Annotated in this window: 18 protein-coding genes; 5 read left to right on the top strand and 13 right to left on the bottom strand. The window is 74.1% G+C overall.

What is annotated here, in order from left to right:
- The first annotated feature begins 190 nt into the window (after positions 1 to 190).
- Positions 191 to 1081: a LysR family transcriptional regulator gene (locus tag ACWF41_RS11515; protein ID WP_380317397.1), complete on the top strand. Its 891-nt coding sequence runs from the start codon at positions 191 to 193 to the stop codon at positions 1079 to 1081.
- 6 nt (positions 1082 to 1087) lie between these two features.
- Here ACWF41_RS11515 and ACWF41_RS11510 read toward each other — a convergent pair whose 3' ends face one another.
- From ACWF41_RS11510 to ACWF41_RS11500, 3 genes are read right to left on the bottom strand one after another with little or no spacing between them, the layout of a single operon-like run.
- Positions 1088 to 1507: a globin domain-containing protein gene (locus ACWF41_RS11510; RefSeq protein ID WP_380317394.1), complete on the bottom strand. Its 420-nt coding sequence runs from the start codon at positions 1505 to 1507 to the stop codon at positions 1088 to 1090.
- Positions 1508 to 1557: 50 nt separating this feature from the next.
- A complete protein-coding gene (locus ACWF41_RS11505) occupies positions 1558 to 1971 on the bottom strand; it encodes a GNAT family N-acetyltransferase (RefSeq protein ID WP_380317391.1) in 414 nt (137 codons plus the stop codon).
- A 7-nt stretch (positions 1972 to 1978) separates the two neighbouring features.
- On the bottom strand, positions 1979 to 2566 hold the full coding sequence (locus ACWF41_RS11500; protein WP_380317388.1) for a dienelactone hydrolase family protein: 588 nt from the start codon (positions 2564 to 2566) through the stop codon (positions 1979 to 1981).
- 56 nt (positions 2567 to 2622) lie between these two features.
- Between ACWF41_RS11500 and ACWF41_RS11495 the strand changes: the two genes are divergently transcribed.
- A complete protein-coding gene (locus ACWF41_RS11495; RefSeq protein ID WP_380317385.1) occupies positions 2623 to 3207 on the top strand; it encodes an ArsR/SmtB family transcription factor in 585 nt (194 codons plus the stop codon).
- A gap of 9 nt (positions 3208 to 3216) precedes the next feature.
- On the opposite strand, the gene ACWF41_RS11490 is transcribed toward ACWF41_RS11495, so the two are convergent.
- A complete protein-coding gene (locus ACWF41_RS11490) occupies positions 3217 to 3663 on the bottom strand; it encodes an acetyltransferase (protein WP_380317382.1) in 447 nt (148 codons plus the stop codon).
- Between the two features lie 37 nt (positions 3664 to 3700).
- Positions 3701 to 4600 (bottom strand): hypothetical protein, encoded by a 900-nt coding sequence (locus ACWF41_RS11485; RefSeq protein ID WP_380317380.1) that lies wholly within the window; start codon positions 4598 to 4600, stop codon positions 3701 to 3703.
- A 124-nt stretch (positions 4601 to 4724) separates the two neighbouring features.
- Between ACWF41_RS11485 and ACWF41_RS11480 the strand changes: the two genes are divergently transcribed.
- Positions 4725 to 5195: a hypothetical protein gene (locus ACWF41_RS11480; protein ID WP_380317377.1), complete on the top strand. Its 471-nt coding sequence runs from the start codon at positions 4725 to 4727 to the stop codon at positions 5193 to 5195.
- A 6-nt stretch (positions 5196 to 5201) separates the two neighbouring features.
- Here the strand turns inward: ACWF41_RS11480 and ACWF41_RS11475 are convergent, their stop codons facing one another.
- Entirely contained in the window at positions 5202 to 5765 is a 564-nt protein-coding gene (locus ACWF41_RS11475; protein ID WP_380317374.1) for a GNAT family N-acetyltransferase, read from the bottom strand.
- 91 nt (positions 5766 to 5856) lie between these two features.
- On the opposite strand from ACWF41_RS11475, the gene ACWF41_RS11470 reads away from it, so the two are divergent.
- On the top strand, positions 5857 to 6198 hold the full coding sequence (locus ACWF41_RS11470; RefSeq protein ID WP_380317371.1) for a YciI family protein: 342 nt from the start codon (positions 5857 to 5859) through the stop codon (positions 6196 to 6198).
- A 12-nt stretch (positions 6199 to 6210) separates the two neighbouring features.
- Here ACWF41_RS11470 and ACWF41_RS11465 read toward each other — a convergent pair whose 3' ends face one another.
- From ACWF41_RS11465 to ACWF41_RS11435, 7 genes are all read right to left on the bottom strand, one after another.
- The gene (locus ACWF41_RS11465) at positions 6211 to 6636 is read right to left on the bottom strand and encodes a hypothetical protein (protein WP_380317369.1); all 426 of its coding nucleotides are present in this window, start codon (positions 6634 to 6636) and stop codon (positions 6211 to 6213) included.
- A 55-nt stretch (positions 6637 to 6691) separates the two neighbouring features.
- Positions 6692 to 7273 (bottom strand): zeta toxin family protein, encoded by a 582-nt coding sequence (locus ACWF41_RS11460; RefSeq protein ID WP_380317366.1) that lies wholly within the window; start codon positions 7271 to 7273, stop codon positions 6692 to 6694.
- A gap of 21 nt (positions 7274 to 7294) precedes the next feature.
- Positions 7295 to 8380 carry a redox-regulated ATPase YchF gene (gene ychF / locus ACWF41_RS11455; protein WP_380317363.1) on the bottom strand — a complete coding sequence of 362 codons (1086 nt, stop codon included), beginning with the start codon at positions 8378 to 8380 and terminating at the stop codon, positions 7295 to 7297.
- 24 nt (positions 8381 to 8404) lie between these two features.
- Positions 8405 to 9196: a DinB family protein gene (locus tag ACWF41_RS11450; protein WP_380317360.1), complete on the bottom strand. Its 792-nt coding sequence runs from the start codon at positions 9194 to 9196 to the stop codon at positions 8405 to 8407.
- A gap of 29 nt (positions 9197 to 9225) precedes the next feature.
- Complete coding sequence (locus ACWF41_RS11445; protein WP_380317357.1) at positions 9226 to 10275, bottom strand: GNAT family N-acetyltransferase; 1050 nt, start codon at positions 10273 to 10275, stop codon at positions 9226 to 9228.
- Between the two features lie 69 nt (positions 10276 to 10344).
- Entirely contained in the window at positions 10345 to 11943 is a 1599-nt protein-coding gene (locus ACWF41_RS11440) for a hypothetical protein (RefSeq protein ID WP_380317354.1), read from the bottom strand.
- Complete coding sequence (locus tag ACWF41_RS11435) at positions 11913 to 12734, bottom strand: ABC transporter ATP-binding protein (protein ID WP_380317352.1); 822 nt, start codon at positions 12732 to 12734, stop codon at positions 11913 to 11915. Before ACWF41_RS11435 ends, ACWF41_RS11440 begins: the two co-directional genes overlap by 31 nt.
- 68 nt (positions 12735 to 12802) lie before the next feature.
- Here ACWF41_RS11435 and rmuC point away from each other — a divergent pair, with 68 nt between their 5' ends.
- Positions 12803 to 14401: a DNA recombination protein RmuC gene (gene rmuC, locus ACWF41_RS11430; protein WP_380317349.1), complete on the top strand. Its 1599-nt coding sequence runs from the start codon at positions 12803 to 12805 to the stop codon at positions 14399 to 14401.
- Positions 14402 to 14407: the final 6 nt, after the last annotated feature.

Genomic DNA, 14407 nt, shown 5'->3' with positions numbered 1-14407 from the left:
GTCAGGGAGACGCTCCCCCAGGAGAGAAAACTCCACGTTCCCCTTTCTTTTTTTTTGTGGTCTTCTTGCTTTTTTCTTCGCCCCCTCCGCCCCCCCCCCGCCACCAGCCTGGAGGGGCGGCTCCGGGTCATCAACGGCGACCTCCGCAACGCAGCCGTGACCCCGGAGTCATGGACCTAGAGTCATGGTCATGGAGCTGCGGGACATCGAGGTCTTCCTCACCCTGGCCGAGGAGCTGCACTTCGCCCGTACCGCGGAGCGGCTGCACGTCACGCCGTCGCGGGTGAGCCACGCCATCCGCGCGCAGGAACGCCGCATCGGCGCCCCGCTGTTCGAGCGCACCTCCCGGACGGTGCGGCTCACGGAGACCGGCGAGCAGCTCGCCCGGGCCCTGCGGCCCGCGTACGCGCAGATCCTCGACGCGGTGGAGGCGGCGTCCGCGAGCGCCCGCGCGGCCGGCGGCACCCTCGTGCTGGGGGCCATGGGGCCGCAGAGCTGGATGATCCGGGACGTCGTCGACCGGTTCCGGGCCGCGCATCCCGCGGCACGGCTGGTGCACCGCGAGCTGAACGTCGTCGACCCGCTCACGCCGCTGCGGTCCGGGGCGGTCGACGTCGCCCACCTCTGGCTGCCGGTCGACGAGCCCGACGTCGTGATCGGCCCGGTGACCCACACGTCGCCGGTGATGCTGGTCATGGCCGCGAGCCACCCGTACGCCGGGCGCCCCTCCGTCGGCCTCGAGGACTACGCCGACCTGACCTTCCCCGCGCACCGGTCGCCCATCCCCGCAGCCACCGAGACGACGTTCCAGCCCGCCCGGACCCCGTCGGGACGCCCCGTGCCGCGCGGCCCCGAGGTGACGAGCTGGGACGACATCCTCGCGGTCGTCAGCACCGGGCAGGCGGTCGCCGCGACGGCCGCGGACGCCGCCCGGTTCTACTCCTGGCCCGGGCTCGTGTACGTGCCCGTCCGCGACGCCCCGCCGGTGCGCTGGGCGCTCGCCTGGCGCGCGGGCGACCGCAACCCGCTGGTCCGCGCCCTCGCGGACGCCGTCGCGGGGGCACCGGTCACCGCGGCCTGACCGCCCTCACGCCCGCGGGAGCGGGAGCCCCGACGGCACCCCGTCGCGACCGCCGGCGTAGGCGCGCATCGCGACCGTCGAGCGCTCGAAGTAGTCACCGACCCGCCGGGCCGCAGCGGGCGGGACGCCCGCGTCGTCGAGCGCGCGCCGGAAGAGCCGGACGCACACCTCGTCGAGCTCCGGGTGCTCGCCGTTGCCCGCGTGCATGCGCTGCACCTTCGCCTCGTCCCCGTAGCCGCCGGTGTACAGCGCCGGCCCGCCCGTCGCCTCGGCGAGGTAGGCGGCGAGCCGCTCGTCGTGCTGCGGGTGCAGCGTGCCGTGAGAGAACGGGTGCGCCGCGGCCGGGTCCGCCAGGCACAGCGCGTTCCACCGCCGGCACACCGCCAGCAGCACGTCGAAGCCCCCGACGTCCTCGTACAGGCTCATGCCGTCCAGTATCGGCGCCCCGTCCTCGCCGCCGCGCGCGGGAGCACGGCTCAGGCGGGCTTGACCCACCGCGTCCAGTCGTCCTGGGGCCGGTATCCGAGGGCGGACCAGGCGCGCGCCCCGAGGTCGTTCGCGGACAGCACCATCGCGTCGAACCGGATGGCGCCGAGCGCGCGGAGCCGGTCCTCGGCGGCCTCCACGAGGCCGCGGCCGACGCCCTGCCCGCGCGCCTCGCGGGCCACCGCCAGGCGGTAGAGGTGCGCACGCCAGCCGTCCCAGCCGGCGATCACGGTGCCGACCATCGCGCCGTCCTGTTCGGCGACGAGGAGGCTGTCCGGGTCCCGGCGCAGGAGGTTCTCGACCAGGGTGGCGTCGTCGGCCGGCCGGGACGCGTTCTCCCCGGCCACCGCCCAGAGCTCGAGGACGGCGGGGACGTCGGCGCGCTCGCCGCGGCGGATGATCACCCGCGCATCATGCCGGATCAGCCCCCCGGGTGAGTGCGGCGAGGAAGGGCAGCGCGCGCTCGAGCAGGAGGGCGGCGGCCTGCGGGTCGTGGCCCCGCAGCGAGGAGTCGGCGAACAGGTGCGCCGTGCCGGGGTAGAGGAACAGCTCGGCTTCGCCCACGGAGGCGGCCAGCTCGCGGGCCGCCTCCAGGTCCTCGGCGAACCACGCGTCGTCGGACCCGCCGTGGACCTGCACCGGGACGCCGTCGGGCCACGAGCCGAACTCCGCGACGGGCAGGCAGCCGTCGAGGAAGAGGGCGCCCACCGCGCCCGGGCGGGTCTGCGCGAGCCGCTGCGCGGGCATCACGCCCATGGAGAAGCCCGCGTACACCAGCGCGTCGGGGAGCCCCTCGACGGCGGCCGCGCCCCGGTCGAGCACGGTGTCGAACCCGATCTCCTGCGCATGGGCGACGCCGCTCTCCACGTCGTCGAACGTGCGGCCGTCGAAGAGGTCGGGGACGTGAAGGGTGTGCCCCTGCGCGGCGAGGACGTCGGCGAACGCCAGCACCCCCGCGGTGAGCCCCTGGGAATGGTGGAACAGGACGATCTCGGCCATGACTCCTCCAACGATCCAGATTGTTCGAACGTTCTAGAACGTTAGTATCGGCAGCCATGGACGGCAAGACCCCCGACTACGACCTCGAGGACAGGCGGGCGCTGACCCGGCCCGACCAGGTCCGCGCGCTCGCCCATCCGCTGCGCACCACGATCCTCGGCCTGCTCCACGAGCGGGCCGCGAGCGTCACCGAGCTCGCCTCCGCCGTGGGCCGGCCCAAGAGCACCGTCGCCCACCACGTCAAGGTCCTCACCGACGCGGGCCTGCTGACCGTGGTCCGCACCCGCCGGGTCCGTGCGATCGACGAGGCGTTCTACGGCCGGACGGCGCGGCTGTTCCACGTCTCCCTCGAGGAGCCGGGCGACGGCGAGGACGGCGGCGTCCGGCCGCTGGACTTCAACGACCTCGAGGTCGCCGCCCGCGAGTCCCGGCCCGCGTACCTCGAGGGGCAGCTGTGGGGATTCCTGCGGCACGCCCGGATCGACGAGGCGCAGAAGGAGGAGTTCTGGCACCGCATGGCGGCGCTGGTCGAGGAGTTCGACACCCTCCCGCGCCGCGGCGACCAGGTGCACGGGTTCGCCGTCGGCGTCTACCCGGTCGCGGACTACCCGCAGTTGCCGCCGCCCGGCGACGACCGCTGAGCGAGCCGGCTATCGCGTCAGCGCGAGGTGCAGCAGCGGGTACGGCCGACCCTCGTCGTCCACCGGGCTCCGGCCCGTCACCGTGAACCCGGCCCGCGCGTAGAAGCCGACGGCCTGCGTGTTCTGCTCGTTCACGTCGACGGTCGTCACGCCGCACTCGTCGACCACGTGCGCCAGGAGCGCGCTCCCCACGCCGCTCCCCCGGTCCGCCGCGTCGACGAACAGCATCTCCAGCGACGCCCCGGACACGCCCGCGAAGCCGACCACGCGGCCGGCCCGCTCGGCGACGAACAGCCGCACGTGCGGGAGGTACGCGGTCGGGAGCAGCTCCTCGATCCGCGCGCGGTCGTCGTCCGCCAGGAAGTCGTGCGTCGCGTCGACGGCGGACCGCCAGATCGCGACCAGGCGGGGATACTCCTCCGGCCCGGCGCAGGGACGGACGGTCACCTCGTTCATGGGGTCTTCCGCATCGGTCGTCTCGTCAGCGATGGTCTCAGGCGCGGGCGCGCTCGCGGAGCACGGCGGCGAGGTCCAGGAGCCAGCGCCACAGGTCGGGGTCCGTCATCGGGACCATCGTGTCGAGGCGGAGGTAGACGAAGGCGTCGTCGCCGGCGAGCTCCAGGTTCACGTCCCGCAGGGCGAGCAGCTCGAGCAGCTCGTCGTCGACGAAGCGCCGGGCCCGTGCGGTGCTCCGGGGCAGGGTCCACATCGTGAAGTGGGCGCCCCCCGGCGCGTCGAGCCCGGTCCGGGCCCCGTAGGAGTGCATGGGGCGGTAGAGCCGCCGGCGCGACCCGGTCGACCGCACGTCGACGAACAGCTCCGGCGCGGACCCGAGGCCGCGGATGCGCGCGTAGTCGTAGGACCACGGCGTCGTCGACTTCACGCTCCGCGTCACGTAGTGGTAGGTGCCCGCCTCGATCCCGTCGTCCGGCCACCGCAGGACGCGCTCGAGCCGCCCGTCGCTCCCCTTGCCGAGGAGGAGCCCCGCGGGCTCGGGCCCCTGCTCCACCAGCTCGAAGGTCAGCCCGTTCGCCTCGGCGAACCGCGCCACGCGGTACCGGCGCGACGGCATCTGGGCCGCGTTCTGCGCCCCGACGACGATCGCCCGCACGCACAGCACGAAGGTGCCGACCAGGATGAGGCCGGCCACCAGCGCCCACCCCCACTCGGTCGGGCGCGACGCGTAGCCCATCCAGAACGCACCCGCGAACAGCAGCCCGATCGGGAGCGCGATGGCGACGAAGCACCCGGCGCCCGACCCGCCGGACGGCGCGCGGAGGCCGGCCCGTCGGTGCAGCTCCGCGTCGTACGCCGGGACGAGCCGCTGGTCGACGGGCTCCGTCAGGGGGCGGAAGTCGATCGCGCGCTCGGCGGCGCGGTCGGGGTCGGTCACGGGGCCTCATCGGGTCGTCGGGGCGTGGCTCCACCACGTCGCCGTGGGGAGGGGATGATGGTATGCCGAGAGCAGCATCTCCCCCGCCGGACCGTCCGGCACCCTCCACGAAGGACGAACGGACTTGACCACTCCCACGACGTCGCGCTCCCGACGACGCACCGCGACGCTGGCCCTGGTCGCGGGCGGGGCGTTCCTGCTCTCCGGCTGCAACGCGCCGGCCGACGAGATCTCCGGCAAGAGGGGCGACGCGCCGCCCGAGGACGCCGTCGCCGCCGCGGTGGACGCGGCGCTGCCCGACGCCGACACCGTGGACGTGGGGTCGCACAAGAACGGCTTCGCCCAGCAGATGTCCGTGGACGTGTTCCAGCCCGGCCCGGCGGTGGACGCGGACACCCTGCGCACGGTGGTCGACGCCGTCTGCTCGTCGGTCTTCCTGACCGACGACGTCGCACTCCAGTTCTTCCAGGACGCGGAGGACGGCGGGAGGATCCCGTTCGATGCCGCCTGGGACGACGCGTACCCGGAGGTCACCCCGCTGTGGACGAGCGACGGGACGGCCGTCTTCGCGGTGGACGAGGTCTGCGGGGGTTGATGCGGCTCAGGCGTGCCCCCGGGAGCCCGCCCAGTCACGTCGCAGCAGGCCGTACACCCACGAGTCGGACACGACGCCGTCCACGACGCAGTCCTCGCGCAGGGTGCCCTCGAGGACGAAGCCGAGCTTCTCGAGCACCCGGCCCGACGCCGCGTTGCGCGTGTCGGCCTCGGCCTGGACCCGGTTGAGGTCGAGGGTGTCGTAGGCCCATCCGAGCAGCGCGCGGGCCGCCTCCGTCGCGTAGCCGTGGCCCCACGAGGCCTGGGTGAAGCAGTAGCCCAGGGAGGCGCTCCGGAACCCCGGGTCCCAGTCGTGGAAGGTGCACCAGCCGACGAACGCCCCGTCGGTGGCGCGCTCGACGGCCACCCGCGCGCCGCTGCCCTCCTTCTCCATCCGCCGGCACCGGTCGAGGAAGCTGTCGACCCGCGACCGGTCGCGCCACGGCGGCGAGTCCCAGTAGCGCAGCACGAACGCGTCGCTCTGCAGCGCGAACAGGTCGTCGCCGTCGGCCACCGCGAACGGGCGCAGCGTCAGTCGCTCGGTCGGAAGGACCGGGGTCGGGAGGGTCATGCCAGGCATCGTCGCACCGCGGCGCAACGTGATTCCCGGGAGTAGCGTGCTGCGCGGGAACCATCCGACGACGGCGACGGGACGAGCGACGGTGAGCCACTACATCATCTACTTCAACCAGCAGTGGGTGGGCGACCACACCCCCGAGTGGTTCGCCGGGCGCGGGCCGCTCGCGAACGCCGTCGTCGACGACATGCGGGACGCCGGCGTCCTCGTGTTCGCCGGCGGCGTGGACGAGGACGACGCCAGCGCCTTTTCCGCCGACGCGACCGGCGGCGCGCCCGTGATCACCGCCGGGCCGTTCGCCCCGACGCAGCAGCGGGTCGGCGGCCTGACCATCATCGACGTCCCCGACGACGACGCCGCGACGACGTGGGCCGGCAAGGTGGCCGAGGCGTGCGGCTGGCCGCAGGAGGTCCGCCGGGTCGTCTGAGCGCGCTCCGAGCTATCCCCGTCGCCGCGGCAGTGCGGCCGCGACCAGGAGCGCCGGCCCGGCCACCAGGGACCACGGACCGGGGCCGGCGGGCGAGAGCACGAGCTCGGGGTGCACCCGCAGGACGTTGGCGGCCAGCGCGCAGCAGAGGACTCCGGCGACGAGCACGACGACGCGCGCCACCGGCCCGGCACCCCGCCGCGAGTAGCGCCAGGCGACCACGGCGAGCGCCCACAGCAGGACGCTGAGCCCCGCCCCGAAGATCAGGAACAGCGGCCAGGAGCCCTCCGGGTCGGCGGCGAAGCCGGCGGCGTTCGTGACGGTGTGGGCGATGCCCAGCCCGACCAGGGCGAGCGCGCCGACACCGCCGGCGACCCGGCGGGTGCGGGAGAACGGGACGGTCGGGGCGAGGGGGCGCGTGTCGGTCGTCGTATCCATGCGTCCAGGCTGGCCGGGTCGGCGCGCGCAGGGATCCTCCGCACGGGGCATCCGCTCACCCTCGCGGGTGAGAGGTGGTCCACCCGGCGTCGGCGAGGACCCGCTCCAGGGCGGCGGCGGCGCTGACCGTGGCGTCGAACACCGACTCGTCCAGGGCGGGGACCCGGTCCTCGCTGCGGTACCAGGAGGCGACGTCGGCCTCCGACACCTCGGCCGCCAGCGGCTTGGTCCGATGCCGCCGCAGCGTCTCGTCCAGGGGGAGGTCGTAGTAGTAGCAGCGGGTCACGCCGACGTGGTCGTCCCGCAGCCGCGCGAGCATCTCGCCGTAGCTCTCGGAGTGCAGGATGCCCTCGACCACCACGTCGAGGCCGTGGTCGAGCGCGAACCGTGCGGACAGGTCGATGTAGGGCACGCTCAGCGCGCCCGGATGGTCACGGACGTGCAGGATCTCCCGCCGCAGCACGTCGTGCCCGACGATCGCCACGCCGCGCGGCCGCGCCGCACGGATCGCCTGTGCCAGCCGGGTCTTCCCGCTGCCGGAGTTCCCGCGGACGATGATCAGGCGGGAGTGCTCGCTACCCGTCGTCGCCCGCTCCTCGCGCCCGTCCTCACCCTGACGGGGTGCGGAGCTCCTCACGGTCCGTGGTTCCCTCGCGATCTAGACGTTGAAGCGGAACTCCACGACGTCGCCGTCCTGCATGACGTAGTCCTTGCCCTCGACGCGCGCCTTGCCGGCGGAGCGGGCGGCCTGCACGGAGCCGGCCTCCACCAGGTCGTCGAACGAGATGACCTCGGCCTTGATGAAGCCGCGCTCGAAGTCGGTGTGGATGACGCCGGCGGCCTGCGGGGCCGTCCATCCCTTGCGGATCGTCCAGGCGCGGGACTCCTTGGGGCCGGCGGTGAGGTACGTCTGCAGGCCGAGCGTGTGGAAGCCGACGCGGGCGAGCTGGTCGAGCCCCGCCTCCTCCTGGCCGGAGTCGGCCAGCATCTCCGCGGCGTCCTCGGGCTCGAGCTCGACGAGCTCGGACTCGAACTTCGCGTCGAGGAAGACGGCGTCGGCGGGGGCGACGAGGTCGCGCAGACGCTGCTGCATGCCCTGGTCCGCGAGGCCGGCCTCGTCGGTGTTGAACACGTAGATGAACGGCTTCGCCGTGAGCAGCTGCAGCGACGCGACGTCGGCGAGGTCCAGGCCCTCGGCCTTCGCGCCCTGGAAGAGCGTGGTGCCCGACTCGAGGATCTTCTGCGCGGTGGTGGCGGCCGCGAACAGCGCGGCGTCGCCCCGCTTGATCTTGACCTCCTTCTCCATGCGCGGCAGCGCCTTCTCCAGCGTCTGGAGGTCGGCGAGGATCAGCTCCGTGGAGATGGTCTCGATGTCGCCCTCGGCGTCGACCGAGCCCTCGACGCGGACGACGTCGCCGTCGTCGAACACGCGGGTGACCTGGCAGATCGCGTCGGCCTCACGGATGTTCGCGAGGAACTTGTTGCCCAGGCCCTCGCCCTCCGACGCGCCCTTGACGATGCCCGCGATGTCGACGAACGACACCGTGGCGGGCAGGGTGCGCTCGCTGCCGAAGATCCCGGCGAGGGTGTCGAGCCGCGGGTCGGGCAGCGGGACCACGCCGACGTTGGGCTCGATCGTCGCGAACGGGTAGTTCGCGGCGAGCACCTGGTTGCGGGTCAGAGCGTTGAAGAGCGTGGACTTGCCGACGTTGGGCAGGCCGACGATGCCGATGGTGAGTGCCACGTCGGGAGAGTCTACGTGGCGGGCCTACGACCGCTGCCCGCCGGCGCGCTCCTCCAGCGTCGCCAGGTCGCGCTCGACGAACTGCAGGTGCTCCCAGTGCTCGCGCGCGACGACGCCGAGGCTCTCGTGCACCGCGCGGGTGAGCCCCTCCGGCGCCCAGGGCGGCAGCCGCGGGGCGTCGGCCGTGACGTCGGTGCCCGCGAGCTCGTCGTACAGGGCGTGCACCTGCCCGATGCGGTCGGCGTGCACGGCGAGGATCTCCTCCCACGAGGGCGTCGCCTCCAGGTCCACGCCCAGGGCCGCCACCTCCGGCTCGTACTCGGTGAACGGCAGCCCGGCGTACCAGAACGGGTCGTCGATCCCCCGCAGCCCGTACCGGATCCAGCCGTCCACGGCGAACACCAGGTGCCGCAGCGTCTGCGCCGTCGACCACTCGCCGTCGACCGACGTGTCGACCGCCCGTGGCCCGAGGTTGGCGGCACGGACCAGGTGCTCGTCCCAGCGCCGGAGCGCGGCATCGAGCGACGCCCGCTGTTCGGCGAGGTCCGCGGACCTGGCCTGCTCGCGGCCCGGGTACCGGCGGTTCAGCTCGGCCTCGATCAGCGGCACGACGTCCACGCCGTTGACGCGCAACCCCGTGATCTCGCCGTCGATGTCGGCGCCCGTGAGGTCGACGCCCCGCATCACCGCGCCGGGCAGGAAGCTCTGGTCGAACCGCACGCCGTCGAGCCGGACGAGTCGGAACGTGGCGCCCGTCATGTCGGCCTCGACGAACCGCGCGCCCTGCAGCTCGTCGTCCGGCCCGAACGTCGTCATGCGACGACCGTAGGTCGGGGCACGGACACTCAGGCGTCGACGTCCTGGTGCCAGGACTCCGTCACGTACCGGGTGCGCCAGCCCCAGCTCTCGTACAGCGACGCGGCGCCGGTCGGGCTGTCGGCGTCGACCTCGAGGCCCACCCGGTCGCGCCCGCGCGCCGCGGCGTCGCGGATGACCGCGAACAGCAGGGCTGTCGCGACCCCGCGGCCGCGGGCCCGGCGGTCCGCGCCGAGGTACTCGACGTAGCTGCCCTCCTTGCCCGACGCGCCCGAGGGCAGGGCGGCCCCGACGAGGGCGCCCATCGGCTCGGGCGCGGCGCCCGGGCGCTCGGGGTCGTCGACGAACGCCAGCCACCAGTGGTCCCAGCGGTGCCCGGGGTCCGCGCGCAGCCGCACCAGGAACTCGCCGAAGCTCTCGCGGTAGGAGTTGAAGTGGTCCTCGAACGCGCCCTCGAGCACGCGGTGCACGGTCTGGAGGTCGTCGGCCACGGGCAGGCCGTCCTCGTGGGTCGCGACCTGCCGCACCGTGACGCCGGGCCTCGGGTCGGGCAGGACGCCGCGCAGCGCCTCCTCCGGCAGCACCGGACGCGACATCTGCAGCCACGAGCGCGCCTGCGCGTACCCGGCCGCCGCGAGCCAGCGCCGCTGCGTGTCGTCCCCGGCGAACGCGCCCGCGTCGAGCTGCGTGCGGCCCAGCCCGCGCAGGGCTGCGAGCTCACGGCCCTGCCGCGCCGCCCAGCCGTAGGCGCCCGCGGCGAGCTCGTCGGCCCCGGCGGCGGCGCGGTCGACGTCCACGGTCACGACGACGCGGCCCGCGGCGCGGTCGTGCGCCGTCGCCCAGGCCCGGATCTCGCCGGCCGGGTCGCGCACCACCACCTGGCGGCGCGTCCACGACATCGGGCCCGCCACCTCGGCGGCGAGGGCGTCCTGGTTCACGACCGACGAGCCCGTGAAGGGCGCCGCGACCACCCCGCGGAGCTCGCCCAGGCGTGGCAGGTCGCCGAGCTCGGGGGCCGACGCCGTCCAGCGCGCGGGCAGGGGCAGGTGCTCGGGGTTCAGGGACGTCACGTGCTCCATTGTCGCAAAGCCCGCTTGGGGAGCCCATGACCACCCGCCCAGGAATCGCCCGGGCGGGTGGACGGTTCGTCACCCGAAGGCCATGACCTGCTGCAGCAGCTCGGGCAGCCGACGGTCGTAGGTGCGGGCCCCCAGGCGCACGCCGACCAGCAGGACGACGACGCCCGTGACCAGCCCGACGCCGAGCGCACCCCACCCGAGCGCGGCCTGCGGCATCAGCACGGCGGGCAGCGTCAGCGCGAGCGTCGGGACGCTCACGGCGAGCACGACGAGCATCGCCGCCATCTGGGCGACCATGGTCGCCATCGTCGCGCCCTGCGGTGACTTGAACGGGCTCTCGCCCGGCTTCGGCACGGGGTAGACCATGCGCGCCGACACCGCGCTCGAGATCCCGAGCGAGGCTCCCAGGACCCCGCAGGTGAGCCCGAGCATCGCGGGCAGGGCGTCCCACCGGCCGGCCACGGCGCAGCCGATGACGGCGAACGCCAGGCACAGCGGCAGGCCCGCGACGAGCACCGGCAGCACCCGACCCCACCGGTCGGCGCGGCCCTTCGTCCCGGTCGCGACGTGCAGGGCGAACGCCGTGTTGTCGTAGCCGATGTCGTTCGAGATGCCGAAGCCGAGCAGCCACGCCGCCAGGGGTGCCATGACGAGCAACAGGCCGCCCCCGCCGCCGTTCGTGACCCCGACGGCCAGCAGCACGAGCGGCAGCAGCGGCACCATCGCGACGGACGCCGCGTACCGGGGGTCGCGCAGCCAGTACGTCGCAGCCCGGGCGGCGACGGCCCCGGTGGGCGTCGCGGGCAGCCGGCCGAACCAGCCGAGGCCCTTCGCGGCCGAGGCCGCTCCCCCGCCCCGCGGCGTCACGAGCTCGCGCGCGAGCGACCGGTCCCACACCACCCACGCGAGCGCGAGCGTGCCGACCGAGATGAGCAGGCGCGCTGCGAACAGGCCCCACGCGCCGTCGTGCACCGCGGACGGCAGGGCCCACGGGGCGCCGAGCGGCGTCCAGCCCACCACCTGTGCCAGGGGGGTCAGGACGGCGTCCACCGCGCCCGACCCGGACCCGTCGACGGTGACCTCGACGCCGTTCGCCACCCACCCGAACGCGGGGCCGATCAGCAGGATCGGGACGACCGCCACGACCATCAGCACCTCGCGGTAGCGGCGCGAGTCCAGCAGCGGCGCCAGGGCCGTCGTCGTCGCGCGCGAGCCGACCACGCACAGCGCGGTCGCCAGCACGCCGCCGACGAGGGCGGCCACCAGGGCCGCGGGGTCGCGCCACCACGCGAACGAGACGCCGAGCGCGCCGAGCGTCGTCACCGCGGCGGGGATCGACACCAGCCCGGCGAGCGCGAGGCCGGCCAGCAGCGTGCGCCGCGGGATCGCGAACGTCACGAAGCGCCGCGGGTCGAGGGTGGCGTCCACGCCGAACGCGAAGACCGGCACGAGCCACCACGCCAGGACGACCAGCGCCCCCGCCACGGTGATCACCCGGCCGGTGAGCGCGGGGTCGGCGGTGCCGCCCGCGACGGCGGCGACCAGCACCAGGGTCAGCACCAGGAGGCCGTAGAGGGACCCGACGACGAGCCCGATCGTCTGCCACACGCTCCGGCGGAACGTGTTGGCCAGCAGGGTCAGCTTGAGGCGGACGAGCTGCGCAACCACGCCAGTCCCTCCGACTCCCGACGGCCGCCCACGAGGTCCACGAAGCGGTCCTCGAGGCTCTGCTCGCCCCGCACCTCGGCGACGGTCCCGGCCGCGAGCACGTGCCCGCCGGCGATGATCGCCACGTGCGAGCACATCCGCTGCACCAGGTCCATGACGTGGCTCGAGACCACGACCGTGCCGCCGTCGCTGACGTACGCGCGCAGGATGTCGCGGATGTTCGCCGCGCTCACCGGGTCGACGGCCTCGAACGGCTCGTCGAGGACGAGCACGCGCGGGGCGTGGATCATCGCGGAGGCGAGGCCGATCTTCTTGGTCATGCCGGCGGAGTAGTCGACGACGAACGTGTCGCGGTCCCCGGTCAGGTCCATCGCCTGGAGCAGGTCCTCGGTGCGCTCGGCGACCGTGTCCCGGTCGAGCCCGCGCAGCAGGCCCGCGTAGGTGAGCAGCTGCGCACCGGTGAGGCGGTCGAACAGGCGCACCCCGTCGGGCAGCACGCCGAGCTGGGACTTGGCCTCGTCCGGGCGCGCCCACAGGTCCGTGCCGTGCACGTGCACGGCGCCGAAGTCGGGGCGCAGCAGGCCGGTGGCCATGGACAGGGACGTCGTCTTGCCGGCGCCGTTGGGGCCGACGAGCCCGAAGAACGATCCGGTGGGCACGTCGAGGTCGACGCCCGCGACGGCGACCTTCTGGCCGAACCGCTTCCACAGCCCGCGCAGGCTGAGGGCGGCATCGAGGTCGGGCGGGACAGGGACAGGGGCGGCGGGCGGCGGCCCGGTCTGGTCGCTCACGGGTCAACCGTAGTGCTCCGTCGCGTGGGAGCTCGGTCCTGTCGGTGCCCCGTGACACCGTGTCGCCCATGACGACGTCCCTCGCCCTGCTCCTGATCGCCGCCGCCCTCGTGCTGGGTGCGCTGCTGGGATGGATGGGGCACGCGAACCGCGCGGCCAAGGCGGGCCGGTCGCAGGAGATGCAGCGGGTGGCGCAGCACGGCGAGCTCGAGACCCTGCGCCGCGACGCCGCCGAGCTGCGCAGCCGCCTGGCGCAGGCGGGCGACGAGACCGCGCGCCGCCTCGCGGAGCAGCGTGAGCTGGCCGACCGCGACCTGGACCGGGCCCGTGACGAGGCGGACCGGCGCGTCGTGGAGGCCCGCGAGCAGGCCGACCGCCTGCTCGTGCAGGTGCGCGAGGACCTCGAGCGGCAGCTCGCGGAGGCGAAGGGCGACCAGGAGGCGGCCGCGCAGCGGTTCCGCGCGCTGGCCAACGACGCGCTGGCCGCCAACCAGAAGCAGTTCCTCGACCTCGCGGACGAGCGCCTGCAGCGCAGCACCCAGAAGAACGACGAGACGCTCGCCCAGCGCGAGCAGGCCATCCGCGCCCTGCTCGACCCGATGAGCAAGACCCTCGACAAGGTCAACGCCCGCGTCGACAGCGCCGAGCAGGACCGGATCAAGGGCCACACGGCGCTCACCGAGCAGCTGCGGCACCTCGAGACCGTCAACTCCCAGCTGCGCGTCGGCACCAGCGACCTCGTCTCGGCGCTGCGCTCCAACCAGACCCGCGGCGTGTGGGGCGAGCTGCAGCTCAAGCGGGTCGTCGAGGCCGCCGGGATGATGGACCACGTCGACTTCGAGGCCCAGGTGCACCGCACCACGGCCGAGGGCGAGACCCTCATCCCCGACCTGGTCGTGAGCCTGGCGGGCGGCAAGACGATCGTGGTCGACGCGAAGGTGCCGCTCAGCGCGTACCTGCGCGCCCAGCAGGCGGAGAGCTCCGCCGACGGCGACAAGGAGCTCGACGCCCACGCCAAGGACCTCGCCAAGCACGTGGACGTCCTCGCGGACAAGGCCTACTGGTCGCAGTTCGACGCGGCGCCCGAGTTCGTCGTGATGTTCGTCCCGGCGGAGCCGATCCTGGCCGCCGCCGTCGAGCGCCGGCCCGACCTCCTCGAGACCGCCATCCGCAAGCGGGTGCTCGTCGCGACGCCGATGACGCTCGTGGCGATGCTGCGCACCGTGGCGTACGCGTGGCAGCAGGACGCCATCGCCGAGGACGCCCAGAAGGTGCTGCAGACGGGCAAGGAGCTGTACGCCCGCATCGTCACGATGACCAAGAGCATCACCAAGCTCGGGCAGTCGATGACGGCCGCGACCAAGCACTACAACGCGTTCGTCGGCTCCCTCGAGACCCGCGTGCTGCCGCAGGCACGCCGCATGGTCGAGCTCAAGGTGGTCGACGCCGGCCAGGCCCTCGAGCCGCTGAAGGCGGTCGAGGACACCACGCGCGCGGTCACGAAGCCGGAGCTGCTCGCCATCGAGGAGGGGCTGGTCGTCGACCTCGGCATCCTCGGCGTCGAGGGCGGGCGGGACGACTCGGTCGAGTCCCTCGTCGACGCCGCGCAGCGCGACCTGGAGCGCGCCGCCGAGCCGGACGACAGGGGCGAGTCCGCCGCCGGCTGAGCCGGC

This window comes from Isoptericola sp. NPDC055063 (assembly GCF_053608125.1).
Note: the sequence above shows the minus strand (reverse complement) of the source record. Positions and strands in the feature narration are given on the sequence as shown.